The organism is Sulfitobacter sp. 1A12779 (assembly GCF_043557315.1).
In the GTDB taxonomy this organism is placed as follows: domain Bacteria; phylum Pseudomonadota; class Alphaproteobacteria; order Rhodobacterales; family Rhodobacteraceae; genus Sulfitobacter; species Sulfitobacter faviae.
The window spans coordinates 42,073-61,854 of sequence record NZ_JBIFFU010000015.1 but is presented as its reverse complement, the minus strand read 5'-3'; the positions used below and the strand labels follow the sequence as shown (position 1 = coordinate 61,854).

The window sequence follows — 19,782 nt, the reverse complement described above, 5'->3', positions numbered from 1 at the left end:
CAATAGCAAATTCGAGCGAATCAATCCGTCCGGGAGAACGGTGAATCACCGTGGTTGAGAATTGTCCTGTCCCGCGGTCGATCGACATGCTTGTGCTCGGGACCGTGCAATTCGGGGTCCCCTATGGTATCGCCAATCGCGCGGGAAAACCTGATATCGGCCGAGTGCGCGGGATCCTGGATCTTGCATATCAACTCGGCATCAGGGTGCTCGATACGGCCGTCGCCTATGGCGAGAGCGAGAAGGTACTCGGCTCCTGCGGCATGGATCGCTGGTCGGTCATCACCAAGGTGCCTTCCCTCAAAGACATCGACGATCCCGATATCGGAGACGTTGCCCGCGACGCGGTATTGCGGTCGCTGGACCGGCTCGGGGCGGATAGCCTGCACGCGGTTCTGGCGCATGACCGCCGTGATGCGGCTGGAGACCGGGGCCGCCGTCTGCGCGATGCGCTTGCTCCGTTGGTTGCCTCAGGGCATATCGGCAGGCTCGGGGTGTCGGTCTACGGGCCTGAAGACATGGAGGGGATCGCCACTGGCAATGCACAGATCGTTCAGGCGCCACTGAACGTCTTCGACCAACGTTTCATAACCTCCGGTGAAGCCGCCCGCCTGAGCGCGGCCGGCGGGGAGCTTCATGTGCGCTCGGTGTTTCTTCAGGGCCTTCTTTTGATGCCGGCCAAGGATAGGCCGGCACGGTTCGCCCCCTGGGCAGAAGAACTGGCGCGCTTCGACGGCGAGGTCGAGGCCAGCGGCCTCGATCCGGCAGCCTATTGCCTGGGCTTTGCGGCCGGCCAGGCGGCCGTCAGCCGCTGCGTCCTTGGCGTGGAAACGGCACAGCAGCTCTCTCAGCTCGTTGCCGCATTCGAAGCCGGTCAACAGGTGGGCCATGACGACCACAACCTCGGATCGGATGATACCGGGTTTATCGACCCGCGGCAGTGGGAGACCGCTTCATGACTCTGCGGATGGGCATTATCGGCTTGTCGCCCGGCAACGGACATCCCTACTCCTGGGCGGCAATCTGCAACGGCTACGATCCCGAGGCGATGGCTGACTGCGGATTTCCTGCGATCCCGGACTATCTAGCGCGGCAGTCCTGGCCCGAAGATCGGCTGGCGGGGGCACGGGTGACCAATGTCTGGACACAGGATGAGGCCGAATCCCACAAGATCGCGAGAGCGTCTCACATCGGCACCGTATCCCGCAAGCCGGAAGACATGATTGGCGAGATCGACGCGCTCTTGCTGGCACGCGACGATGCACAGAACCACCTCCGTTTCGCCGACCCTTTTTTGCGCGCGGGCCTACCCGTTTATATCGACAAACCCGTCGCCTTGTCCGAGGCCGGATTCGACGCCCTCAACGCCCTGCAACGCTATCCTGGCCAGATTTTCTCCTGCTCGGCGCTAAGGTTTGCGCCCGAGTTGCAGCTGGATGCCGACGCGGCGGCCTGGATCGGACCGATCCGGCTGATCCAAGGCGCAACGCCGAAATACTGGGAGACCTACGCCATCCACCTGATCGACCCGCTGTTGACGATTTTGGGCCACGCGGCACAGCCCGAACGCCTGTTTGGCGGACCCGTCGGTGCGAATGGCCGGCTGCTTGCTCTGCGCTGGCCCGACTTCGGGCCCGACGTGCACCTGATGGCCACTGGCAGCCTGCCCTCGCCCCTGCAACTGCGCATCGTCGGCGAAACGGACGAGGTCGTTCTGGCATTCCACGACACCTTCACAGCGTTCAAAACGGCCCTGGCCGAGTTCGTCGCCAGCGTGAACGAGGGACGCTCACGGCTGCCGGCAGACTTCAACCGCCGCGCGGTGCAGATCATCGAGATGGGATTGCAATGACAAAAACGGTCCTGATCACCGGGGCGACAGGCAAGCTGGGCGCCGCCATCGCACGCCATCTCGCACCGCTGGGCTGGCAGCTGGTGTTGACTTCGCGAGAGGCCGCGCGGTGCGAACCGCTGGCGCAGGAGCTGCGCGCGGCGGGTGCGACGGTGCATACCGTGGCGCTCGATCTCCTCGACGAGGACAGCACGGAGACCCTGGCGGCACGGATCGCAGACGCGGGCGCCTCGGTGACACATTTGGTGAGCAATGCGCGCTCGCTCGACACGCTCAAGATCGACGAGGTGGGCTTGGCGCCGAAGCGGGAATTCCTCGAAGAATTTGCCATCGATGTCGTCGCGCCTTATCGCATGCTGATGGCCTTCGTCCGCGATCCGCGCCACCAGCTGCGCGGCGTGGTGACCGTGGGGTCGCAATACGGGGAAGTGGCGCCGAACCCGGCGCTCTATGACGGCGATCTGAGATGCTCGCCGGTGCAATACGGTGTGGCAAAGGCCGCACTTCATCAAATGACGCGCGAGCTTTCCGTCAGGCTGGCCCCGGATGTGCGGGTGAACTGCGTCGCCTATGGCGGCTTTGTTGGACGCACCGACGCCGCGTTTGAGAACCGCTACGCCCGGCTTGCACCGCTGGGCCGAATGCTGACCGAGGCCGACGCCGGCGGGCCGGTGGCGTTTCTCCTCGACGACGCGGCGGCTGCGGCGGTGACGGGTCATGTCCTTGTCGCCGATGGCGGATGGAGCGTTTGGTGAGTAATATCGCGATCATCCCCGCGCGCGGCGGCTCGAAACGCATCCCGCGCAAGAATGTCACGCTGTTTCGCGGCCGGCCGATGATCGGTTGGACGATCGAAGCCGCGCTAGAAAGCGGGGTGTTCGATACCGTGCTGGTCTCGACGGATGACGACGAGATCGCTGAAGCCGCGCGCGCCGAGGGCGCCGAGGTTCCCTTCCTGCGCGATGCCCACGCCGACGATCAAAGCCCGGTCAGCGAGGCGATCATTACCGCCCTGGGCCAGGCCGAGCGCCACTATGGCACGTCCTTTTTGTCTGTTGCGCAGTTGATGCCCAACTGCCCCCTGCGAGGCGCCGACGCGATCCGCGCCGCCTGGGCGTATTTCGAAGGCGGCGGGCACTGTTACCAGATCAGCGCCTTCGAGTTCGGCTGGATGAACCCCTGGTGGGCGGCACGGATGGGGGCCGACGGCCAGCCCGACTGGCTGTTTCCCGAAGCCCGGGTGTCGCGCTCGCAGGATCTGGAGCGGCTCTATTGCCCGACCGGGGCGATCTGGATCGCCGATGCCGCGGCGCTGGTCGAGGCGCGCAGCTTTTACGGGCCGGGGCATGTGCTCTGCCCGATTGCCTGGCAGGCGGCCGTCGATATCGACGAATACGACGACCTCGACATGGCCGAAGCCCTGGCCGAGATAGCCGCCCGCGGGCCGAGGGTGCGTGCATGAACCCGCGCTTCGTGTTCCGTGTCGATGCGTCGGTAACCATCGGGACCGGGCATGTGATGCGCTGCCTGACGTTGGCCGATGCGCTCAGGGCCCGTGGCGCGGAATGCCGGTTCGTGACACGCGACCTGCCCGGCCATCTAGCCGCGGTGATCGAGGATCGGGGCTTTGCCGTCTTGCTCCTGCCCGCCCCTTCTGGCCCAGTGCCGCAGGGCCCGCCTACGCATGTGGCCTGGGCCGGGGTGAGCTGGGAGCAAGATCTGGCCGACACGCGGACCGTGATCGACGGGGCCGACTGGCTGGTGGTCGACCATTACGCCTTTGACGCGCGCTGGCAGCAGGGGCTTCGGGATCGCGTCGGTCGGATCATGGTGATCGACGATCTGGCCGACCGTCCGCATGCGGCGGATCTCCTGCTGGACCAGAACCTCGGCCGTGCGGCCCAAGACTACGACGGGCTGCTGCCCGAGGCCTGCCGCCGCCTGACCGGCCCGCGTTTCGCCCTGCTGCGCCCCGAATTTCGCGCGGCGCGCATGGCGTCCCTGGCGCGGCGCGGAGCCGGGCAGGGCGTCCGGCATATCCTGATCTCGATGGGCGGAACGGATATGCCCGACGCGACCTCGCGCGTGCTCGATGCGCTGTCTCGGGCCGACCTGCCGGGGGAACTGCACCTGAGCGTCGTGATGGGGCGGAGCGCCCCGGCGCTGGAGCGGGTGCGCGCACGCGCAGCGCGGATGCCCTGGCCGACCGAAGTGCTGGTCGATGTGCATGACATGGCACGGCTGATGCAGGATGCCGATCTGGCCATCGGCGCGGGCGGCAGCACGACATGGGAGCGCTGCTGCCTTGGCCTGCCCTCGATCATTGTCGAGACTGCCGACAATCAGGCCGGCGCGGTCGCTGCGATGGAGGCCGAGGCTGCGGCTCTGGGCACGGGGCCGCTGCTGGATGCGCGGTTCGACGACAGACTTGTGCAGGCGGTGGGGCAGGCACAGCAGGAACTGGAGGCCCTGTCGCAAAGCGCGGCGCGGGTTTGTGATGGAGAAGGGGTTTGCCGGGCGGTGACGGAAATGGGGCTGGGTCAGATACGGGTTCGCAAGGCGCGCATGTCAGATGCCGAAGCGATCTGGCACTGGCGCCATCATGGCGATGCGGCGGCCTTCTATCTTGACCCGACCCCAACCCCGCTCGTTGACCATCTAGCGTGGTTCGAGACCGCCCTCGCCTCTCCATCGCGTGACCTGTTGATCGTGGAATACGACGAACAACCCGCAGCGCATGTGCGGTTTGACAGATGCTTGCAACATCCGGATGAGGCAGAAATCAGTATATATCTTAACCCACTGTTTCGCGGGAAAAGCATGTCGACACCGTTTCTGCTTGCCGCGATCAACATGCGCCATTCGAGCCCCTACAAACACATGATTGCGAAGGCGCACAGGTCCAATGAACCTTCAATCCGGCTCTTCATATCCGCCGGTTTCGAAAGGGTTTCGGAAACGGATCAGTTTGTGACTCTGCGAACGAACGAGAAAAGTGCAAGATTTAAGCGCGATGATCAGCAGGTTTCGGAGGGTCCATGACGAATTACCTGTTCTGCAGCAACCGACCGTGGTCAATATCGGCTTTTATGGAAATGCGAAGGGACCTGCCCGGAAACTGGAACCTCTGCATATCGCCATCCGATCTTGCCGAGAGCGCGGCGCGGCTTAATCCGCGCTACATTTTTTTCCCTCATTGGTCGTCGATTGTGCCGCAAGCGCTGCTCGACAAGCATGAGTGCGTCTGTTTCCACATGACTGACGTTCCCTATGGCCGCGGCGGAAGCCCGCTTCAGAACCTGATCGCTCATGGTCACAAGGAAACGATGTTGACCGCGCTGAAGATGACAGCAACCCTCGATGCAGGTCCGGTCTATTTCAAGAGACCCCTGTGTCTGGCAGGAAGTGCAGAGACGATCTTTCGTCGGGCATCGGAATTGAGTGTCCGGATGATGGCGCAAATCGTCGCCAATGAACCGACACCCGTTCCGCAACAGGGCGAGCCGACTGTCTTTCCTAGACGCAAGCGCGAACAGAGCGAATTGCCGTACGGCGCCACCGCCGAACAGCTCTACGATCATATCCGTATGTTGGACGCCCCCGGCTACCCGCACGCCTTTCTGCGCTTCGGCAATTTTCACGCCACCTTCACAAAGGCTCGGATAAGGGGGCCCATTGTGGAAGCTTCGGTGCGTTTTGAAGCAGTCGATTCGGGTGAGAGCACATGAAACGGATTCTGGTGGTCGTGGCCCATTCCGATGATGAAGCGCTTGGATGTGGTGGCACGCTTGCAGCGCAGGCTGACCGCGGGGCAGAGATCGCGGTCATGTTTCTGACGAACGGGGTCGGTGCACGCCGTGTTGCGCAGAATGATCCAAGAGTCACACAACGAGCCGAGGCATCACGCGCTGCGTGCAAGGTGATGGGGGTGAAAACAATCTTCCAGCGCGACTTCCCGGACAATCAGCTTGACTCGGTGCCGTTGCTCGATGTGGTGCAATCGGTTGAAGAGGTTGTGGCCGAATTCAAACCGGATATCATCCTGACCCATTTCGATAATGATCTGAACGTCGATCACCGCGTGTGTCACCAGGCTGTTCTTACGGCCTGCCGTCCGCAACCCGGGCATAGCGTCAGAACGATCCTGAGCTTTGAGGTCCCGTCGTCAACGGAATGGGCGTTCTCGGCTCCGGCCTTCTCGCCCAATGTCTATGTCGATATCTCTGCGCATACCAAACATAAGCAGCAAGCACTTGAAGCCTATAGCGGGGAGATGCACGCGGCGCCACATGTCCGGTCTATCAAGAGTATCGAGGCGTTGGCTCGCTGGCGCGGTGCGACTGTGGGGGTCGAGGCCGCAGAAGGGTTTTGTCTTATTCGCCAGATCAGCAAGGAGATTTGAACGATGAATCCGAGTGTTTCCATCAACGGCCGCCAGATCGGGCGGGATCATTCACCTTTTGTGATTGCCGAATTGTCAGCAAATCATAACGGCAGTCTCGATACCGCGCTTGCGATCATCGACGAGGCGGTCAAGGCCGGTGCCGATGCCATCAAGCTGCAGACCTACACGCCCGACACAATGACGCTTGATCATGACGGCCCTGAATTCCAGATTACGGGCGGGCTGTGGGATGGCTACAACCTCTACAAGCTCTACGAATGGGCCCACACCCCCTGGGACTGGCACGAAGCCCTCTTCGCCCATGCCCGCAAGCGCGGGATCACCATCTTTTCCAGCCCCTTCGATACTACCGCCGCGGACCTCCTGGATGAACTGGGCGCGCCGGCGTTCAAGATTGCCTCTTTCGAGGCGATCGACCTGCCGCTGATCCGTTATGTCGCCGCCAAGGGAAAGCCGATGATAATCTCGGCCGGGATGGCCGACCTTGACGAGATCACCGAGGCGGTTCAGGCCGCGCGCGAGGGCGGTTGCGAAGATCTGGTCTTGCTGCATTGCGTGTCGGGATATCCCGCCCCGCCTGAGGATTACAAGCTGGCCACGATGAGGGATATCGAGCGGCGCTTTGGCGTGCCGGTGGGGCTGTCCGACCACACGCTGAACAATGTCAGCGCCATTGCGGCGGTGGCGCTGGGGGCGACCGTGATCGAGAAGCATTTCACCCTGGATCGCAACGGCGGTGGCCCCGATGACAGTTTTTCGCTGGAACCCGCCGATCTCGCGCAACTGTGCCGCGATGCGCACATCGCATGGCAGGCGATCGGGACGGTCGATTACGGTCTGAAATCAAGCGAACAGGCGAATACCGTGTTTCGCCGGTCGCTCTATGCGGTTCAGGACATTCCGGCGGGCTGCGTGATCACGCCCGCGTATGTCCGCTCGATCCGACCGGGCTACGGGCTGGCACCAAAGTATCTGGACAAGGTGATCGGCGCGCGCGCCCGGCAGGCGATTGCCCGGGGGCAGGCGATCCAGTGGGATCTGATCGACACGGACAGTTAACAGGATGACCGTTGGGCAACTGATCTCAAGCTATCCGGTGCATCGCACCGTGGTTGCCGGTCTGACCTTTGTCGCCGCGATCCTCGCTGCCCGGCTTTTGCCAGCCGCGGATTTCGCGGCGCTGATGACTGCCGCCTTCATGGCGAAGTGTCTACAGTTGTGCAATCTGGGGGCTACCAACGGCTATTTCGTCAGCCGGTATTCCGGGGAAGGCCCGCTGGCGCAGGACGTGGCCGGTGCAGAGCGCCGCTATCTTCTGTTTTTCCTGCTGCAGATGCTGGCGCTTGGGGTCGTGGTGCTTGCCGTTGCGCTGTGGTTGTTCCCACAATACCGGATCGGCGCGCTTGCCTTCCTTTTGATCGCGCCGATCTTCGCGGTTGAACCCTATCTGCGCTACCGGCGGAATTTCTCGTTTTCGTTGATGCCGGACCTGCTATTGTCGATAGCATTGCTGACTGTCGTTGCGCTGCATATCGCCCGGGAAGAGACCGGGCGAACCGATATTCCATACCTTTCAATGATCGCTGCACTAACGGGCCTTGTCATGGTTCTGGCAATGCGCCAGCATCTTCCGAGCAAGGGCGCTGCACCGCTTGACTGGCGGGGATATGGCGAACTGTTGGCGCTTGGCATGCCGGTCTATGTGGCGTCATTCCTGTTCGTGGCGACATCGTCTATGGACAGACTGATTCTTCCTTTGCATGGCGCTGATGAACAGGTGGCGCTATATTTCCTTGGCCATCAGCTTTCGGTAGGTGCCATGATCTTTCTGACAGCGATCAATTTTATCAACACCGTGAATCTGGGTGAAGCACGCAAACAGAAAAATGGGATTTCGACGCAATTCATCTTCAGAAAGTTGCTGATTGCCGCGGGCGTCGGGGTTGCCAGTTTTTTTACGCTTGTCGCCGCGGCTGTCATGCTTGAGGACATGTTTCTGCCATCGACCTTCGAGGGGCTGACATTGGTGGTGGTGTTGCTGGGCTTTGCTTTCGCAGTTTTCTTTGTCGCTGGTTCTATTACACCGCTTGCGGCCTATTACCGCCGTCAATTGCCTCTGACCTTTGCGATGGGTTTTGGTGCATTGATGGTATCAGCAAACAATCTCTATGCTTATCATGAGGGCCTGGGGGCTATCTGGCTTGCCGGCGGGACATCAATAATTTTGACTCTTTACGCGGCATTTGCCCTGTTTTTCGTGCTTTCGACTGTGAAGCGTCATTCCGGCAGAATGGCCGCAGCATGACCAAAGACCGCGCTCAAAGCTCTTTGTATTGCAGCCCCAAGGCATGCAGGTTGCGACTGCAAAATATTTAGTTGGAAATCCTAGCATGAACAGAACAGCTTCTATCCTTCTCTATGTAAGGCCTTGGAATAAAACGCAAATGCAGCATTTGGCATGCGGCATCTTTGGCGCAGGGGCGACCCTGCACCAGACAAGCGAACACGCCAGCATCGACAAGAGCGGTCTGAGTGCGGCTCTGACTGCCATCTTCGGCAAGATCAAACCGGACGCGTCATTTCGACATCTGAGCGCGCCGGAAACGACCGATATCACCCTGCGGTGTCGTTTGCTTCGAAGCTTCGATCCTGCAACGGCGCGTCGTCTTCTTCTGGCTGCCGAACAGGCGATCAGCGACGTGCTGGACAAGGCCCGGCCGGATGCGATGCTGTCCTTGACCATCGACAGTTACATCATGGATGTATTTGCCACCCTTTGCGCACAGCGCGGGATCCGCTTCATCGGCATCGTGCCCAGTTTCGTCAAAGAGCATTTCCGTGTCACCACACGCGGGGAATACGTGCCCTGCCGAACGGTGAGCGAGGCCGAAATCGACAAGGCTTTGGCAAACCTGACGAATCAGGATTATCGTCCGGATTTCCTGGTCCAATCCGAACACGAAATGCGGCGTCAGATGTGGCGCCTTTGGCTGCGCAATTTTCCCAAACCCCTGTGGTTTGCCCTGAAACGAATGAATCCGTCCGAAAGACTGAATTATCACTATTGGGCTTCGCAGGTCGTGGCGCAGCGGTATTGGTCGCCCTGGCCGCAATCTCTCGACGGGCTCAGCGGGCCGGCGCTTGCACGATTGCAGGGCGAAGGCGGTCCTCCACTGGTCTACCTGCCCTTGCAAATGTCGCCCGAGGCCACGATCGATTACTGGAGCCATGACACCAGATGGATCGCGTATGAGGAATTCGTTCTCTCGCTGATCAGGCAGTATCGCAAGACGCGCCGCTTTGTCGTCAAGGAGCATCCGAACCTTCTGGGGTTTCGGTCTAGGGGGTTCTACAAGCGCCTCGCCAAAGAGCCGAACTGTGTGATCGCGTCGCCGAAGGTCGCCTCGAACGACCTTGTCGAACTTTGCGACGGGGTTGTCGTGTGCACGGGTTCTGCCGGTTTCGAGGCGGCCTTGCGCGGCAAGCCTGTCTACAGTGACAGCAACCCCTATTATCTGCCCTTGGGTGCACTGCGGCCTCTGGCAGCATTGCAAGACGATCTGCCGAAAGCCGCGATAACCCCAGAGCAGCAGCGCGCCATGGTCGCCTTCATGCTTGGTGGAACCTTGCCCGGACGATTCCTGAACAACGGCAGGTGGTCGGTCGAGAGCGAGGAACATCGAGTCTGGAGCGCGCGGATGGCGCAGTCCATTCGCAGCATCCTGGACCGAGATCACGCTGCAACAGCAGACACACCCTTCTCACGCATGAGCTCCCAATGATACCTTATGGCAGACAGAACATCACTGAAGACGACATCGAAGCTGTCGTTCAGGTGCTCAGGTCGGACTTTATCACCCAGGGGCCCGTTGTGCCCCGCTTCGAGGCCGCGATCGCAACGCATACCGGCGCCGCGCATTGCATCGCGGTCAGTAGTGCCACCAGCGCGCTGCATATCGCGCTGCGCAGTCTTGACGTGGGGCCCGGCGACATCGTCTGGACCTCGCCGATTACTTTCGTGGCCAGCGCCAATGCCGCGTTGTATTGCGGGGCCAGCGTGGATTTTGTCGATATTTGTGCCGACACCTTCAATATGGACATGACGCTTCTTGCCGAAAAACTGGACCGGGCGCAGGCAGAAGGGCGGCTTCCGAAGGTGGTCGTGCCGGTTCATATGACAGGTCGAAGCTGCGACATGAAGGCGCTCGATGCGTTACGGAAGACCTACGGGTTCCGAGTCGTCGAGGACGCCTCGCATGCAATTGGCGCGCGTTACGCCGGTCAGCCTGTAGGGTCTTGTGCGTTCAGCGATCTATGCGTCTTCAGCTTCCATCCCGTCAAGATCGTTACCACGGGTGAAGGCGGGGCCGTGACCACAAATGATCGGGTTCTGTCGCGCCGGATGGCGGCGCTGCGCAGCCACGGGATCACCCGCGATCCGTCGGAGATGCTGCAAAACGATGGTGGGTGGTATTACGAACAGCAAGATTTGGGTTTCAACTATCGGCTGACCGAAATGCAGGCGGCGCTGGGCCTGTCGCAGATGAAACGACTAAACGCCTTTGTCGCCCGCCGCCGTGAACTGGCCGGGCGCTATGAACAGCTGCTTCAAAATAGCCGGTTCCTGCTGCCCAGGCTGGATTGCGATGAAAACCAGCCCGCCTGGCACCTGTATGTCGTTCGGTTGCCCGAAGGCAGCAAGCCTCTGGAGCGTCGGAGCCTGTTCGAGAAGCTGCGGCTTGACGGGATTGGCGTGAATGTTCATTACATCCCGGTTACGCGTCAGCCGTATTATCGGGGCCTGGGCTTCGAACCGTCGCAATATCCGGTATCGGAGTCCTATTATGAGCGGGCCATCAGCCTGCCGGTTTTCTACGACATGGCAGATGACCAGCAAGATATCGTGATCAAATCCCTTATAACGGCTGTTTATAGGTAAAACGGTTCAGCTGAACTGGACCAGTGCCGAAATGCAACTCAAATTCACCAAATAGCACCATCAAGAAAAAAATGTGGAGACCATTCAGTGTTTAAAAACAGCACAATCCTTGTAACCGGCGGTACGGGATCCTTTGGCAACGCCTTTGTGCCTATGACGCTGGAGCGCTACAGCCCCAAGAAAATTATTGTCTTGTCTCGAGATGAGATGAAGCAATGGGATATGGCCAAGCGGTTCGATGGCGATCCCCGAGTACGCTTCTTCATCGGTGATGTCCGAGATCGCGAGAGGCTTTATCGTGCATTTGATGGTGTCGATTATGTCGTGCACGCGGCTGCAACAAAAATCGTTCCGACAGCCGAATACAACCCGTTCGAATGCATCAAGACAAACGTCAATGGTGCGATGAATGTCATCGATGCCGCGATCGATAAAGGTGTCAAGCGTGTGGTTGCCCTTTCGACCGACAAAGCTTCGAGCCCTATCAATCTCTACGGTGCCTCCAAACTTGCTTCGGACAAGCTCTTCGTAGCGGGTAATGCCTATTCGGGAGAGCATGGCACTGCCTTTTCGGTTGTCCGCTACGGCAACGTAATGGGATCGAGAGGTTCGGTCATTCCCTTTTTTATGTCGATTAAGGACAGCGGCGTTGTGCCCATAACCGATCAGCGTATGACTCGATTTATGATCTCGCTCGAGCAGGGAGTTGAACTGGTCTGGCATGCGTTCGAGGATATGATCGGTGGAGAGACCTATGTGAAGAAGATCCCTTCAATGAAGGTCACCGATATTGCGAATGTCGTTGCCCCCGGCGCAAGGCTTGAAATTGTCGGCATCCGTCCGGGAGAAAAACTACATGAACAGATGATTGGTTTAGAAGACGGCCCCTATACCTACGAATATGACGAGCATTACAAAATCTTGCCGGCGATCAACAGGTGGTGCAACGATCCTGCCCGTATTAAGGATGGGCGGAAAGTCCGCGAGGACTTCTTCTATACCAGCGATCAAAATCCACACTGGATGGAGACATCAGAATTGGCAAACTGGATAGAACGCAATCGTGAAAAGATCGGTGCAATTTAAATGTTCGGATTATGATACCCTATCATTCCAGCAATACCCATCAGCTTGATGCGCAAGGGGTCTGCGATCTCCTGCGTTCGACCTCGGCACTGGAATTCTGAATCATGATGCGTCTTGTCGCAACAGGGGCCTCTAGTTTTGTCGCGCAGAATCTTGTGCCCGCGCTCCAGGCGCAGGGACAAGAGGTCATGACGCTTGCCGAACACAAGGGCACGCAAGTTGACCATATTTTTCATCTTGCAGGTGCAAACCGCCCGCCTGAAGACAGTGGTTTTCAGGCCGACAATGTCAATTATGCGCAACAGGTGCTGGAGATCTTTCTCCCACGCAGCGACAGTGCCGCTTTTCACTATGCCTTGACCATCCGCGTGACACAGGACAGCGCCTATGGCCGTTCCAAGAAAGCGGGGGAAGAGCTTGTCTGCAGCAGCGCCGGCGATTTGCTGTCGCGTAAGATCGCTGTAGCCGGGTCCTTCTGGACGCGTCCGATCTGGGCCCATGATCTAACCAATACGGGAAGCGAACTGGCCGTGCTCGCGATCTGGGCGAACGAAATCTATGATCCGACGCGGCCAAATACGATTACATCGGATGCGGTGCATCACTGTCGGATGCAGAAATGAGCTTTGCAAGGGTCGATCAGTATAAATTGCATAACCAACGCGGCTTGCGTTTTAGCCGGCTGCGCATCGTTATGTTCCTCTGTCTGCTCGACCTAGTTGCGGTGTTTCTTGTGCTGTTGCAGGCCTTTGGCTTGAATCTGGTCTTCCTAGTGCCAATCTTGCAACCCATCGTTTTTTTGCTGGTCCTTACGACTATGCAACGCTTATCTCGCGCAGCTTCCATTCCGCTTTTCATCCTGGGGCTGCTCACCGCGGTGTCACTATTGAAGGCTTTCTCACTGACAGGTGTTGTAGATTACAATTTCACATATCGGTCTGTAATTGCCTATTTCTACTCTATCGCGCTGCCCTGCCTGTTGTTTTCGACGATCCTATCGCAAAGAGAGAACAATCCCGATATTGTTTATAACGAGCTTAAATGGTTCTCTCGGTGGTTTGTCATTCTTTCAGTGCCGCTGATCCTGATTTACTTTTTCTTGCACGTTACGGGCAGGTTTGTTTATTTTGGTTTTAGTATCAACTTCCACTATGCCGCTCCCTTTTTCTTTCACAAGAACATGTATACTTTGGGTATGGCAGTTCTCATCCTGCTGAGCGGAAAACGCGCTGTGCTTGTCAATTTCCTTGTTCAACTCGGTTTGTATTTTTCTGCTGAACTGCGCCGAAACCCTTTTCCGGTCCTGATCTTTATCATATTCGCGACCGTTGCCACCATTTTTGCGGGCGACAATCTTGCATTTCTGTTGCGCAGATTTGAGCAAATGGCTGATACTCTACGGACCGCAGATTGGAGCGAGGGCCTTTTCGGAATTGCCGATACATATGACTCAATCATCTTGTTCGGCGGAAGACTTGAAGAAATAACTGGGGTGCTTCGGTACTTCGAGAAATACCCCAATCAAATCTGGTTTGGCGCGCCCCCCGGTGCGAACTACTTGTGGAAGATCGAATGGTCCGATATGTCCATTTACAAGTCTTTCGCGCATCTGACCTGGGTTGCTTATATCTTCCGCTACGGAATTATCCCGTCTCTGTTTTTGCTTGCATTCCTGATCTATTTGCTATTTCGCCGCCCAGAGGCGAAAGGCGCTCTGTGGCTGGTCTATGTCGGGACCCTATCCAGTGCAACCTTCGGTCCTAATCTGCTCGGGTCTCCAACGGCATGGATTCTGATCGCATTGTATTTCCGCTATGGTCCGATGAAGGCAAAGAAACGACTCCGAAACAGTAAAGCAATAGCGAATTAAAGCGAATGAAATGACCAGCCTCAAAGTCCATACCACTATTGGCACGCGGCCCGAGACCATCCGGTTGACCGTGTCCTCAAACGCCCAGACACTTATTGCCACCACGAGACTGTGCATACCGGGCAGCACTGGGACCCGGCGCTAAGCGATGCGTTCTTCAGCGACCTCGGCCTGCGTCTGCAGGATCATTTTCTGGGCACGGGCGGCGGCAGTCTGGGAGAGACCGAAATCCGCTGGCTGGTTCGCAAAGGCGGCAGCGCCAACCGGTGATCTGGGCGCTTTCGAGAAAGCAGGAGAATTATCGAATGGCGTGACCTGAGCCTGAGAAGGAGAAAGGGGCGCCATGGCCGCGAGGCCAGGGTGAGTGATCGACGAGGAGTACGCGATACGGACTTCGAAGTTAAAGGCAAGGAAATTCAGACCCGGGGCTCGAGCGCTTGCGGCTCTCTGAACTGATGTGAACCCAGCCTTCCAAACAGCATACCGGCCTCGGCGTCATAGAAGGCCACACTCAGAGGCGTGACACACGTCCGATCGAAGACCCCGCCGAAAATCGAAAATAATACTTGCCGAACAGGGGGTATCTAAACACGGAGTTTGAATGCATGGCAACACCACCCAAGACCTTTTACCTCTTCAACCAGATGGCCGGGCCGTTGTTTCGTGATCTTGCCGAGGCACTCGCTGCGGCGCATGACGGGCGCACCATCTTGTTGACTGGGCATCCGGACACGGTGTCATTGGGTGAGCGCATCGGCGATCTGGAGATCAAGCCGATGCCGGGCTATGATCGCACCTCAAAGCTCCGCCGTCTGTCGTCCTGGCTCCATTACACTTTTCGTTCTATTCCGGCTTTCTGGGCAATGCGTAGGGGTGACCGTGCGCTAATCGTTTCCAATCCGCCGCTAATCGCGCCCGTCGCGCTCATTGCGCGGCTGTTTGGCCGCAGGTACCACGTTCTCGTTTACGATGTGTTTCCGGACACACTCATTGCTATGGGCCATCTATCAGAGCGGGGGTTTTTGGCGCAGCTATGGCGTTGGTTGAACCGACAGTTCTACAACCGGTCTGAAGGTGTCTATACGCTCGGCACAAGGATGGGGCAGCGGTTGTCTCAGCAATTCGATCCGAAGCGCACCAGTCTGGGCTCGATAGAGGTCGTCCCCGTTTGGGCCGATACCGATAAAATCAAGCCGATGTCGCGTGAGAATAACTGCTTTGCCCGAGAGCTTGGTATCACGGACCAGAAGGTGGTCCTGTATTCCGGAAACATGGGCTTCAGTCACGATCTCGACACGATTCTCAAAGCTGCCGAATTGCTTGCGAACCATTCGGACATCATGTTCGTTCTAATCGGTGAAGGTGCGAAATGGCAGGATGCGCATGACTTCATGCAAAGCCGGAACCTGCCAAATTTGAAAGTGTTGCCCTTCCAACCCGAATCCGTGTTGCCGATGTCATTGGCCATGGCAGATGTCGCGCTGGTGGTTTTGGACAAGGGGGCCGAAGGTTTGATGATCCCTTCTAAGACCTATTACTATATGGCCGCTGGTTCGGCAGTCTTCGCAATCTGCGAAAATGAAAGCGAGCTCAAGGATACGATCCTCGCTGCGGATTGCGGAGATTGCCTTGCGCCCGGTAACCCAGAGCACCTCGCGAGAGAAATCCGAGAAATTTTCTCGAAACCCGAAATTCTCAAGCGCCAAAAGGAGAATGCGCGAAGCTATTGTGTCGCGCATCATGACCGCGAAAAAGTGACGTCCGTGTTTGTTGAAAGTCTGTTGTGCAATGTCGATGGCCTTGACGGCTAAATTGACAGGTTTCGGCAGAAGGGTATCGCAAATCTGTAAGTGCCGCTCTTTCAGAAGCACAGAGAATGATAGAAAAGAGGAAGTCTTGATGAAGAAAGCGTTGATCACGGGAATAACAGGGCAAGATGGCAGTTACCTTGCCGAGTTCCTGCTGGAGAAGGGCTATGAGGTTCATGGCGTAAAGCGCAGAGCGTCACTCTTCAATACGCAGCGGATTGACCATATCTATCAGGATCCCCACAGCAACCATCAGCGCTTGAAGCTGCATTATGGCGACCTGACTGATAGTTCGAACCTGACCCGGATCCTTGCCGAAGTCGAACCCGACGAGGTCTATAACCTTGGCGCGCAATCGCATGTTGCCGTCAGTTTCGAATCTCCCGAATACACAGCAGATGTTGACGCGATGGGAACATTGCGCTTGCTGGAGGCCATCCGGTTTCTGGGGCTCGAGAAGAAAACCCGGTTCTATCAGGCGTCCACCTCCGAGCTTTATGGTCTCGTTCAGGAGATCCCCCAGCGAGAAACGACGCCTTTCCATCCCCGCTCGCCCTACGCGGTTGCCAAGCTTTATGCTTATTGGATCTGCTTGAACTACCGCGAGGCTTACGGCATATATGCCTGCAACGGCATCCTGTTTAACCACGAGAGCCCGCGCCGGGGCGAGACCTTCGTTACGCGCAAGATCACGCGCGGCCTAGCGAATGTTGCCCAAGGGCTTGAGCCCTGCCTGTATATGGGCAATATCGACGCGCTGCGCGACTGGGGCCATGCCAAGGATTATGTCCGGATGCAGTGGATGATGCTGCAACAGGAAACCCCCGATGATTTCGTCATTGCAACGGGCGTGCAATATTCGGTGCGCGAATTCATCACCTGGAGCGCGGCCGAGCTGGGCATCAGCTTGCGGTTCGAAGGGGAGGGCGTCGATGAAATTGCCGTGGTCACGGCGGTCGAGGGCGACAAGGCCCCGTCGGCCAAGCCCGGTGACGTGATCATGCGCATCGACCCGCGCTACTTCCGACCTGCCGAAGTAGAGACATTGCTGGGCGACCCGGCCAAAGCGCGTGAGAAGCTCGGCTGGGTGCCCGAAATCTCGGCGCAGGAAATGTGTGCGGAAATGGTTGCGGAAGACCTGAGGGCGGCGCGTCGTCATGCGCTGTTGCGCGCGCATGGCATGGAGCTTCCCGTTTCGCTGGAGGAGGCATGAGCGTGACCAGAATATTCGTTGCCGGGCATCGCGGGATGGTCGGCAGTGCGATCCTGCGCCAACTGGAAGCGCGCAACGCGCAGGGCGCGGCACTTGAGTTGATAACAAGGACGCGCGCGGAACTCGATCTCACGGATCAGGCAGCGGTGCGGTGCTTCATGGAGGCCGAGCGGCCGGATATCGTGATCCTTGCTGCGGCCAAGGTCGGCGGAATTCACGCCAACAACACTTTCCCGGCAGATTTCATTTATGAAAACCTGATGATTGAATGCAATGTCATTCATCAGGCATTCGCCGCGGCCGTCCAGCGGCTGTTGCAGCTAGGCTCGAGCTGTATTTATCCGCGCGCGGCGCCCCAGCCCATGGCCGAGGAGGCGCTGCTGACTGGTGTGCTGGAGCCCACAAACGAGCCCTATGCACTTGCCAAGATCGCTGGGATCAAGCTATGCGAAAGCTATAACCGCCAACACGGGACGGATTACCGCTCGGTCATGCCGACCAACCTGTATGGCCCCGGCGACAATTTCCATCCCGAGAACAGCCATGTCCTGCCCGCCCTTATCCGGCGGTTCCATGAGGCGGCACAAAACGGGGCCGAGAGTGTGACCATCTGGGGCACTGGCAGTCCTCGGCGCGAATTCCTGCATGTCGATGACATGGCGGCGGCAAGTCTGTTCGTTCTGGATCTGCCGAAGGAGATCTATGACGCCAACACGCAGCCCATGCGGAGCCATATCAATGTGGGTAGTGGAACGGATATCGCGATCCTCGATCTCGCGCGCCTGGTTGCCGAGGTCACCGAGTTTAAGGGGCGGATCGAAACTGACCCCTCGCGCCCAGATGGCACTATGCGCAAGCTGATGGATGTAAGCCGTCTCGAGCGGATGGGCTGGCGGGCGCGGATCGATCTGCGCGACGGGATTGAGAACGCCTATCGCTGGTATCTCGACAATCTCGAAACGGCGCGTGTCTGAAGCGGAAAATTCAGGAACAACCATGAGTGCAGATATTCATCCTGTCCTACTTTGCGGCGGCTCCGGCACGCGACTTTGGCCGCTTTCATGCAAGAGCTATCCCATGCAATTCGCGCGGATCACGGGCGAGGGAAGCCTGTTTCTGGCCGCGGCCCGAAGGCTGTCGGGCCAGGGTTTTGCCGCGCCGGTGGTCTTCACCGGTGCCGATTTCCGCTTCATCGTTACGGAACAGCTTGCGGCAGTTAAGTTGTCCTTCGTCGATACCTGATAGAGCCGGCCGCGCGCAATGCCGCGCCCGCGATCTGCGCGGCGGCGCTGGCGCTCGAGGCGCGCAGCCCCGGTGCGCTGATGCTAGTGGCACCCTCGGATCACGTCATCCCGGATGCCGCGCGCTTCCGTGCCGCGGTGCAGGCAGCGGTTCCGGCGGCGCAGGCGGGCAATCTGGTCACCTTCGGCATTCGCCTCGACAGGCCGGAAACTGGCAATGGCCGGCTGAAACTGGAGGTGCCGCCATCCGATGGTTTTGCACCTGTTCCACAGCCGTTACGCGCTCTTGTTGGGAAGCCAGACAGCGCGATGGCTGAACAGATACTGGCCAGCGGTCGGTTCCTGTGAAATGCAGGCATCTTTCTGTTCACCACCACCGCCATTCTTGGGGCCTTTCGCACCCATGCGCCCGCGCTGCTGGAGGGGGCTGCCAAAGCCGTGGCTTTGGTCGAGCGCGATCTGGACTTCACCCGGCTTGCCTGCAAACCTTGGGAGGTGCTGGAGGATATCTTGATCGACTACGCCGTGATGGAAAAGGTCAGCAATCTCAGCCTGCTGGCCTATGGCGGGCACTCGTCGGACCTAGGCGGCTGGGAGGCCGTCTGGCGCGAAGAGGAACCAGACGCGCAAGGCATCGTTACCATCGGGCCCTCGACCGCGATCGACTGCCAGAACAGCCTGCTGCGCGTAGAAAGTCCGGATCAGCAGCTGGTGGCATCGGGCTGGAGGACATTATTGCGGTGGCGATGCCCGATGCGGTGCTGGTGGCCCACAAGGATCGCGCGCAGGATCTGAAGCTGGCCGTGCAACGGCTGAAGTCCGAAGGCGGGGCACAGGCCGAGTGGTCAGCGAGAACCAGTCGGTGTTCATCCCTCTTAGTGCTGTTCACCGGATGGAAAACCCCGGCAAGCTGCCTCTGACCCTGATCGAGGTGCAGACCGGCGCCTATCTGGACGAGGATGACATCATCCTCTCCGATGATGTCTATGCACGCGGGCAGAGGGCTAAGGGATGAGCCTGAGCCGTTTCAAGACCTGTGACATTCGCGCCCGTCCGGGCGTCGATCTGGATGAGGGAATTGCGCGACGTTTCGGGCGCGGCTTTGCGCGCGCGCTGGACGCCCGCCGGGTTGTGCTCGGGCGTAATTGCCGGGTCTCGTCCGGGGCGCTGTCCCAAGCCGTTGCACAGGCGCTGATGGATGAAGGGGCCGAGGCGCTGGATCTTGGCCTCTGCGACACCGAAGAAATGTATTTTGCTACCGACCATTTCGGGGCGGATGGGCGCATCTGTGATCGCATCGAATACCCCGATGGACTGGAACGGGATGAAGATGGTGCGCGCAGGTGCCGCGCCGCTTGACGCCGCGAC

General features: G+C 58.8%; 18 protein-coding genes and 1 pseudogene. All 19 read left to right on the top strand.

Annotated features, from left to right (window positions below):
* Positions 1-86: 86 nt before the first annotated feature.
* The 19 genes and pseudogenes from ACGYLQ_RS15680 (at position 87) to ACGYLQ_RS15590 (ending at position 19,773) form a co-directional block, all read left to right on the top strand.
* Complete coding sequence (locus tag ACGYLQ_RS15680) at positions 87-959, top strand: aldo/keto reductase (RefSeq protein ID WP_394443748.1); 873 nt, start codon at positions 87-89, stop codon at positions 957-959.
* Complete coding sequence (locus tag ACGYLQ_RS15675) at positions 956-1,852, top strand: Gfo/Idh/MocA family oxidoreductase (protein ID WP_394443747.1); 897 nt, start codon at positions 956-958, stop codon at positions 1,850-1,852. The genes ACGYLQ_RS15680 and ACGYLQ_RS15675 overlap by 4 nt, the downstream gene beginning before the upstream one ends.
* Positions 1,849-2,607 (top strand): SDR family NAD(P)-dependent oxidoreductase, encoded by a 759-nt coding sequence (locus tag ACGYLQ_RS15670; RefSeq protein ID WP_394443746.1) that lies wholly within the window; start codon positions 1,849-1,851, stop codon positions 2,605-2,607. Before ACGYLQ_RS15675 ends, ACGYLQ_RS15670 begins: the two co-directional genes overlap by 4 nt.
* Entirely contained in the window at positions 2,604-3,314 is a 711-nt protein-coding gene (locus ACGYLQ_RS15665; RefSeq protein WP_394443745.1) for a cytidylyltransferase domain-containing protein, read from the top strand. Before ACGYLQ_RS15670 ends, ACGYLQ_RS15665 begins: the two co-directional genes overlap by 4 nt.
* Complete coding sequence (pseG, locus tag ACGYLQ_RS15660) at positions 3,311-4,894, top strand: UDP-2,4-diacetamido-2,4,6-trideoxy-beta-L-altropyranose hydrolase (protein ID WP_394443744.1); 1,584 nt, start codon at positions 3,311-3,313, stop codon at positions 4,892-4,894. Before ACGYLQ_RS15665 ends, pseG begins: the two co-directional genes overlap by 4 nt.
* Entirely contained in the window at positions 4,891-5,580 is a 690-nt protein-coding gene (locus ACGYLQ_RS15655) for a hypothetical protein (protein ID WP_394443743.1), read from the top strand. The genes pseG and ACGYLQ_RS15655 overlap by 4 nt, the downstream gene beginning before the upstream one ends.
* On the top strand, positions 5,577-6,254 hold the full coding sequence (locus ACGYLQ_RS15650) for a PIG-L deacetylase family protein (protein WP_394443742.1): 678 nt from the start codon (positions 5,577-5,579) through the stop codon (positions 6,252-6,254). The genes ACGYLQ_RS15655 and ACGYLQ_RS15650 overlap by 4 nt, the downstream gene beginning before the upstream one ends.
* Positions 6,255-6,257: 3 nt before the next feature.
* Entirely contained in the window at positions 6,258-7,316 is a 1,059-nt protein-coding gene (gene pseI / locus ACGYLQ_RS15645) for a pseudaminic acid synthase (protein ID WP_394443741.1), read from the top strand.
* A 4-nt stretch (positions 7,317-7,320) separates the two neighbouring features.
* Positions 7,321-8,562 carry a lipopolysaccharide biosynthesis protein gene (locus tag ACGYLQ_RS15640; protein ID WP_394443740.1) on the top strand — a complete coding sequence of 414 codons (1,242 nt, stop codon included), beginning with the start codon at positions 7,321-7,323 and terminating at the stop codon, positions 8,560-8,562.
* A gap of 85 nt (positions 8,563-8,647) precedes the next feature.
* Positions 8,648-10,039 (top strand): hypothetical protein, encoded by a 1,392-nt coding sequence (locus ACGYLQ_RS15635; protein WP_394443739.1) that lies wholly within the window; start codon positions 8,648-8,650, stop codon positions 10,037-10,039.
* A complete protein-coding gene (gene pseC / locus ACGYLQ_RS15630; protein ID WP_394443738.1) occupies positions 10,036-11,196 on the top strand; it encodes a UDP-4-amino-4,6-dideoxy-N-acetyl-beta-L-altrosamine transaminase in 1,161 nt (386 codons plus the stop codon). The genes ACGYLQ_RS15635 and pseC overlap by 4 nt, the downstream gene beginning before the upstream one ends.
* Positions 11,197-11,283: 87 nt before the next feature.
* The gene (gene pseB, locus ACGYLQ_RS15625; protein ID WP_394443737.1) at positions 11,284-12,282 is read left to right on the top strand and encodes a UDP-N-acetylglucosamine 4,6-dehydratase (inverting); all 999 of its coding nucleotides are present in this window, start codon (positions 11,284-11,286) and stop codon (positions 12,280-12,282) included.
* A 104-nt stretch (positions 12,283-12,386) separates the two neighbouring features.
* Complete coding sequence (locus ACGYLQ_RS15620) at positions 12,387-12,905, top strand: hypothetical protein (RefSeq protein ID WP_394443736.1); 519 nt, start codon at positions 12,387-12,389, stop codon at positions 12,903-12,905.
* The gene (locus tag ACGYLQ_RS15615; protein ID WP_394443735.1) at positions 12,902-14,152 is read left to right on the top strand and encodes a hypothetical protein; all 1,251 of its coding nucleotides are present in this window, start codon (positions 12,902-12,904) and stop codon (positions 14,150-14,152) included. Before ACGYLQ_RS15620 ends, ACGYLQ_RS15615 begins: the two co-directional genes overlap by 4 nt.
* A gap of 605 nt (positions 14,153-14,757) precedes the next feature.
* Positions 14,758-15,963 (top strand): glycosyltransferase family 4 protein, encoded by a 1,206-nt coding sequence (locus tag ACGYLQ_RS15610; protein WP_394443734.1) that lies wholly within the window; start codon positions 14,758-14,760, stop codon positions 15,961-15,963.
* A gap of 88 nt (positions 15,964-16,051) precedes the next feature.
* A complete protein-coding gene (gene gmd, locus ACGYLQ_RS15605) occupies positions 16,052-17,173 on the top strand; it encodes a GDP-mannose 4,6-dehydratase (RefSeq protein WP_394443733.1) in 1,122 nt (373 codons plus the stop codon).
* A complete protein-coding gene (locus ACGYLQ_RS15600) occupies positions 17,170-18,147 on the top strand; it encodes a GDP-L-fucose synthase family protein (protein WP_394443732.1) in 978 nt (325 codons plus the stop codon). The genes gmd and ACGYLQ_RS15600 overlap by 4 nt, the downstream gene beginning before the upstream one ends.
* Before the next feature lie 22 nt (positions 18,148-18,169).
* Positions 18,170-19,429 (top strand): annotated as a pseudogene (locus ACGYLQ_RS15595) (sugar phosphate nucleotidyltransferase).
* Positions 19,426-19,773, top strand: coding sequence for a hypothetical protein (locus tag ACGYLQ_RS15590; RefSeq protein ID WP_394443731.1), 348 nt, complete (start codon positions 19,426-19,428; stop codon positions 19,771-19,773). Before ACGYLQ_RS15595 ends, ACGYLQ_RS15590 begins: the two are co-directional and overlap by 4 nt.
* Positions 19,774-19,782 lie beyond the last annotated feature (9 nt).

Coding starts and splice junctions, on each gene's coding strand:
- ACGYLQ_RS15680 (WP_394443748.1), top strand. CDS start 87: ATGCTTGTGCTCGGGACCGTGCAATTCGGGGTCCCCTATGGTATCGCC.
- ACGYLQ_RS15675 (WP_394443747.1), top strand. CDS start 956: ATGACTCTGCGGATGGGCATTATCGGCTTGTCGCCCGGCAACGGACAT.
- ACGYLQ_RS15670 (WP_394443746.1), top strand. CDS start 1,849: ATGACAAAAACGGTCCTGATCACCGGGGCGACAGGCAAGCTGGGCGCC.
- pseG (WP_394443744.1), top strand. CDS start 3,311: ATGAACCCGCGCTTCGTGTTCCGTGTCGATGCGTCGGTAACCATCGGG.
- ACGYLQ_RS15655 (WP_394443743.1), top strand. CDS start 4,891: ATGACGAATTACCTGTTCTGCAGCAACCGACCGTGGTCAATATCGGCT.
- ACGYLQ_RS15650 (WP_394443742.1), top strand. CDS start 5,577: ATGAAACGGATTCTGGTGGTCGTGGCCCATTCCGATGATGAAGCGCTT.
- pseI (WP_394443741.1), top strand. CDS start 6,258: ATGAATCCGAGTGTTTCCATCAACGGCCGCCAGATCGGGCGGGATCAT.
- ACGYLQ_RS15640 (WP_394443740.1), top strand. CDS start 7,321: ATGACCGTTGGGCAACTGATCTCAAGCTATCCGGTGCATCGCACCGTG.
- ACGYLQ_RS15635 (WP_394443739.1), top strand. CDS start 8,648: ATGAACAGAACAGCTTCTATCCTTCTCTATGTAAGGCCTTGGAATAAA.
- pseC (WP_394443738.1), top strand. CDS start 10,036: ATGATACCTTATGGCAGACAGAACATCACTGAAGACGACATCGAAGCT.
- ACGYLQ_RS15620 (WP_394443736.1), top strand. CDS start 12,387: ATGATGCGTCTTGTCGCAACAGGGGCCTCTAGTTTTGTCGCGCAGAAT.
- ACGYLQ_RS15615 (WP_394443735.1), top strand. CDS start 12,902: ATGAGCTTTGCAAGGGTCGATCAGTATAAATTGCATAACCAACGCGGC.
- ACGYLQ_RS15610 (WP_394443734.1), top strand. CDS start 14,758: ATGGCAACACCACCCAAGACCTTTTACCTCTTCAACCAGATGGCCGGG.
- gmd (WP_394443733.1), top strand. CDS start 16,052: ATGAAGAAAGCGTTGATCACGGGAATAACAGGGCAAGATGGCAGTTAC.
- ACGYLQ_RS15600 (WP_394443732.1), top strand. CDS start 17,170: ATGAGCGTGACCAGAATATTCGTTGCCGGGCATCGCGGGATGGTCGGC.
- ACGYLQ_RS15590 (WP_394443731.1), top strand. CDS start 19,426: ATGAGCCTGAGCCGTTTCAAGACCTGTGACATTCGCGCCCGTCCGGGC.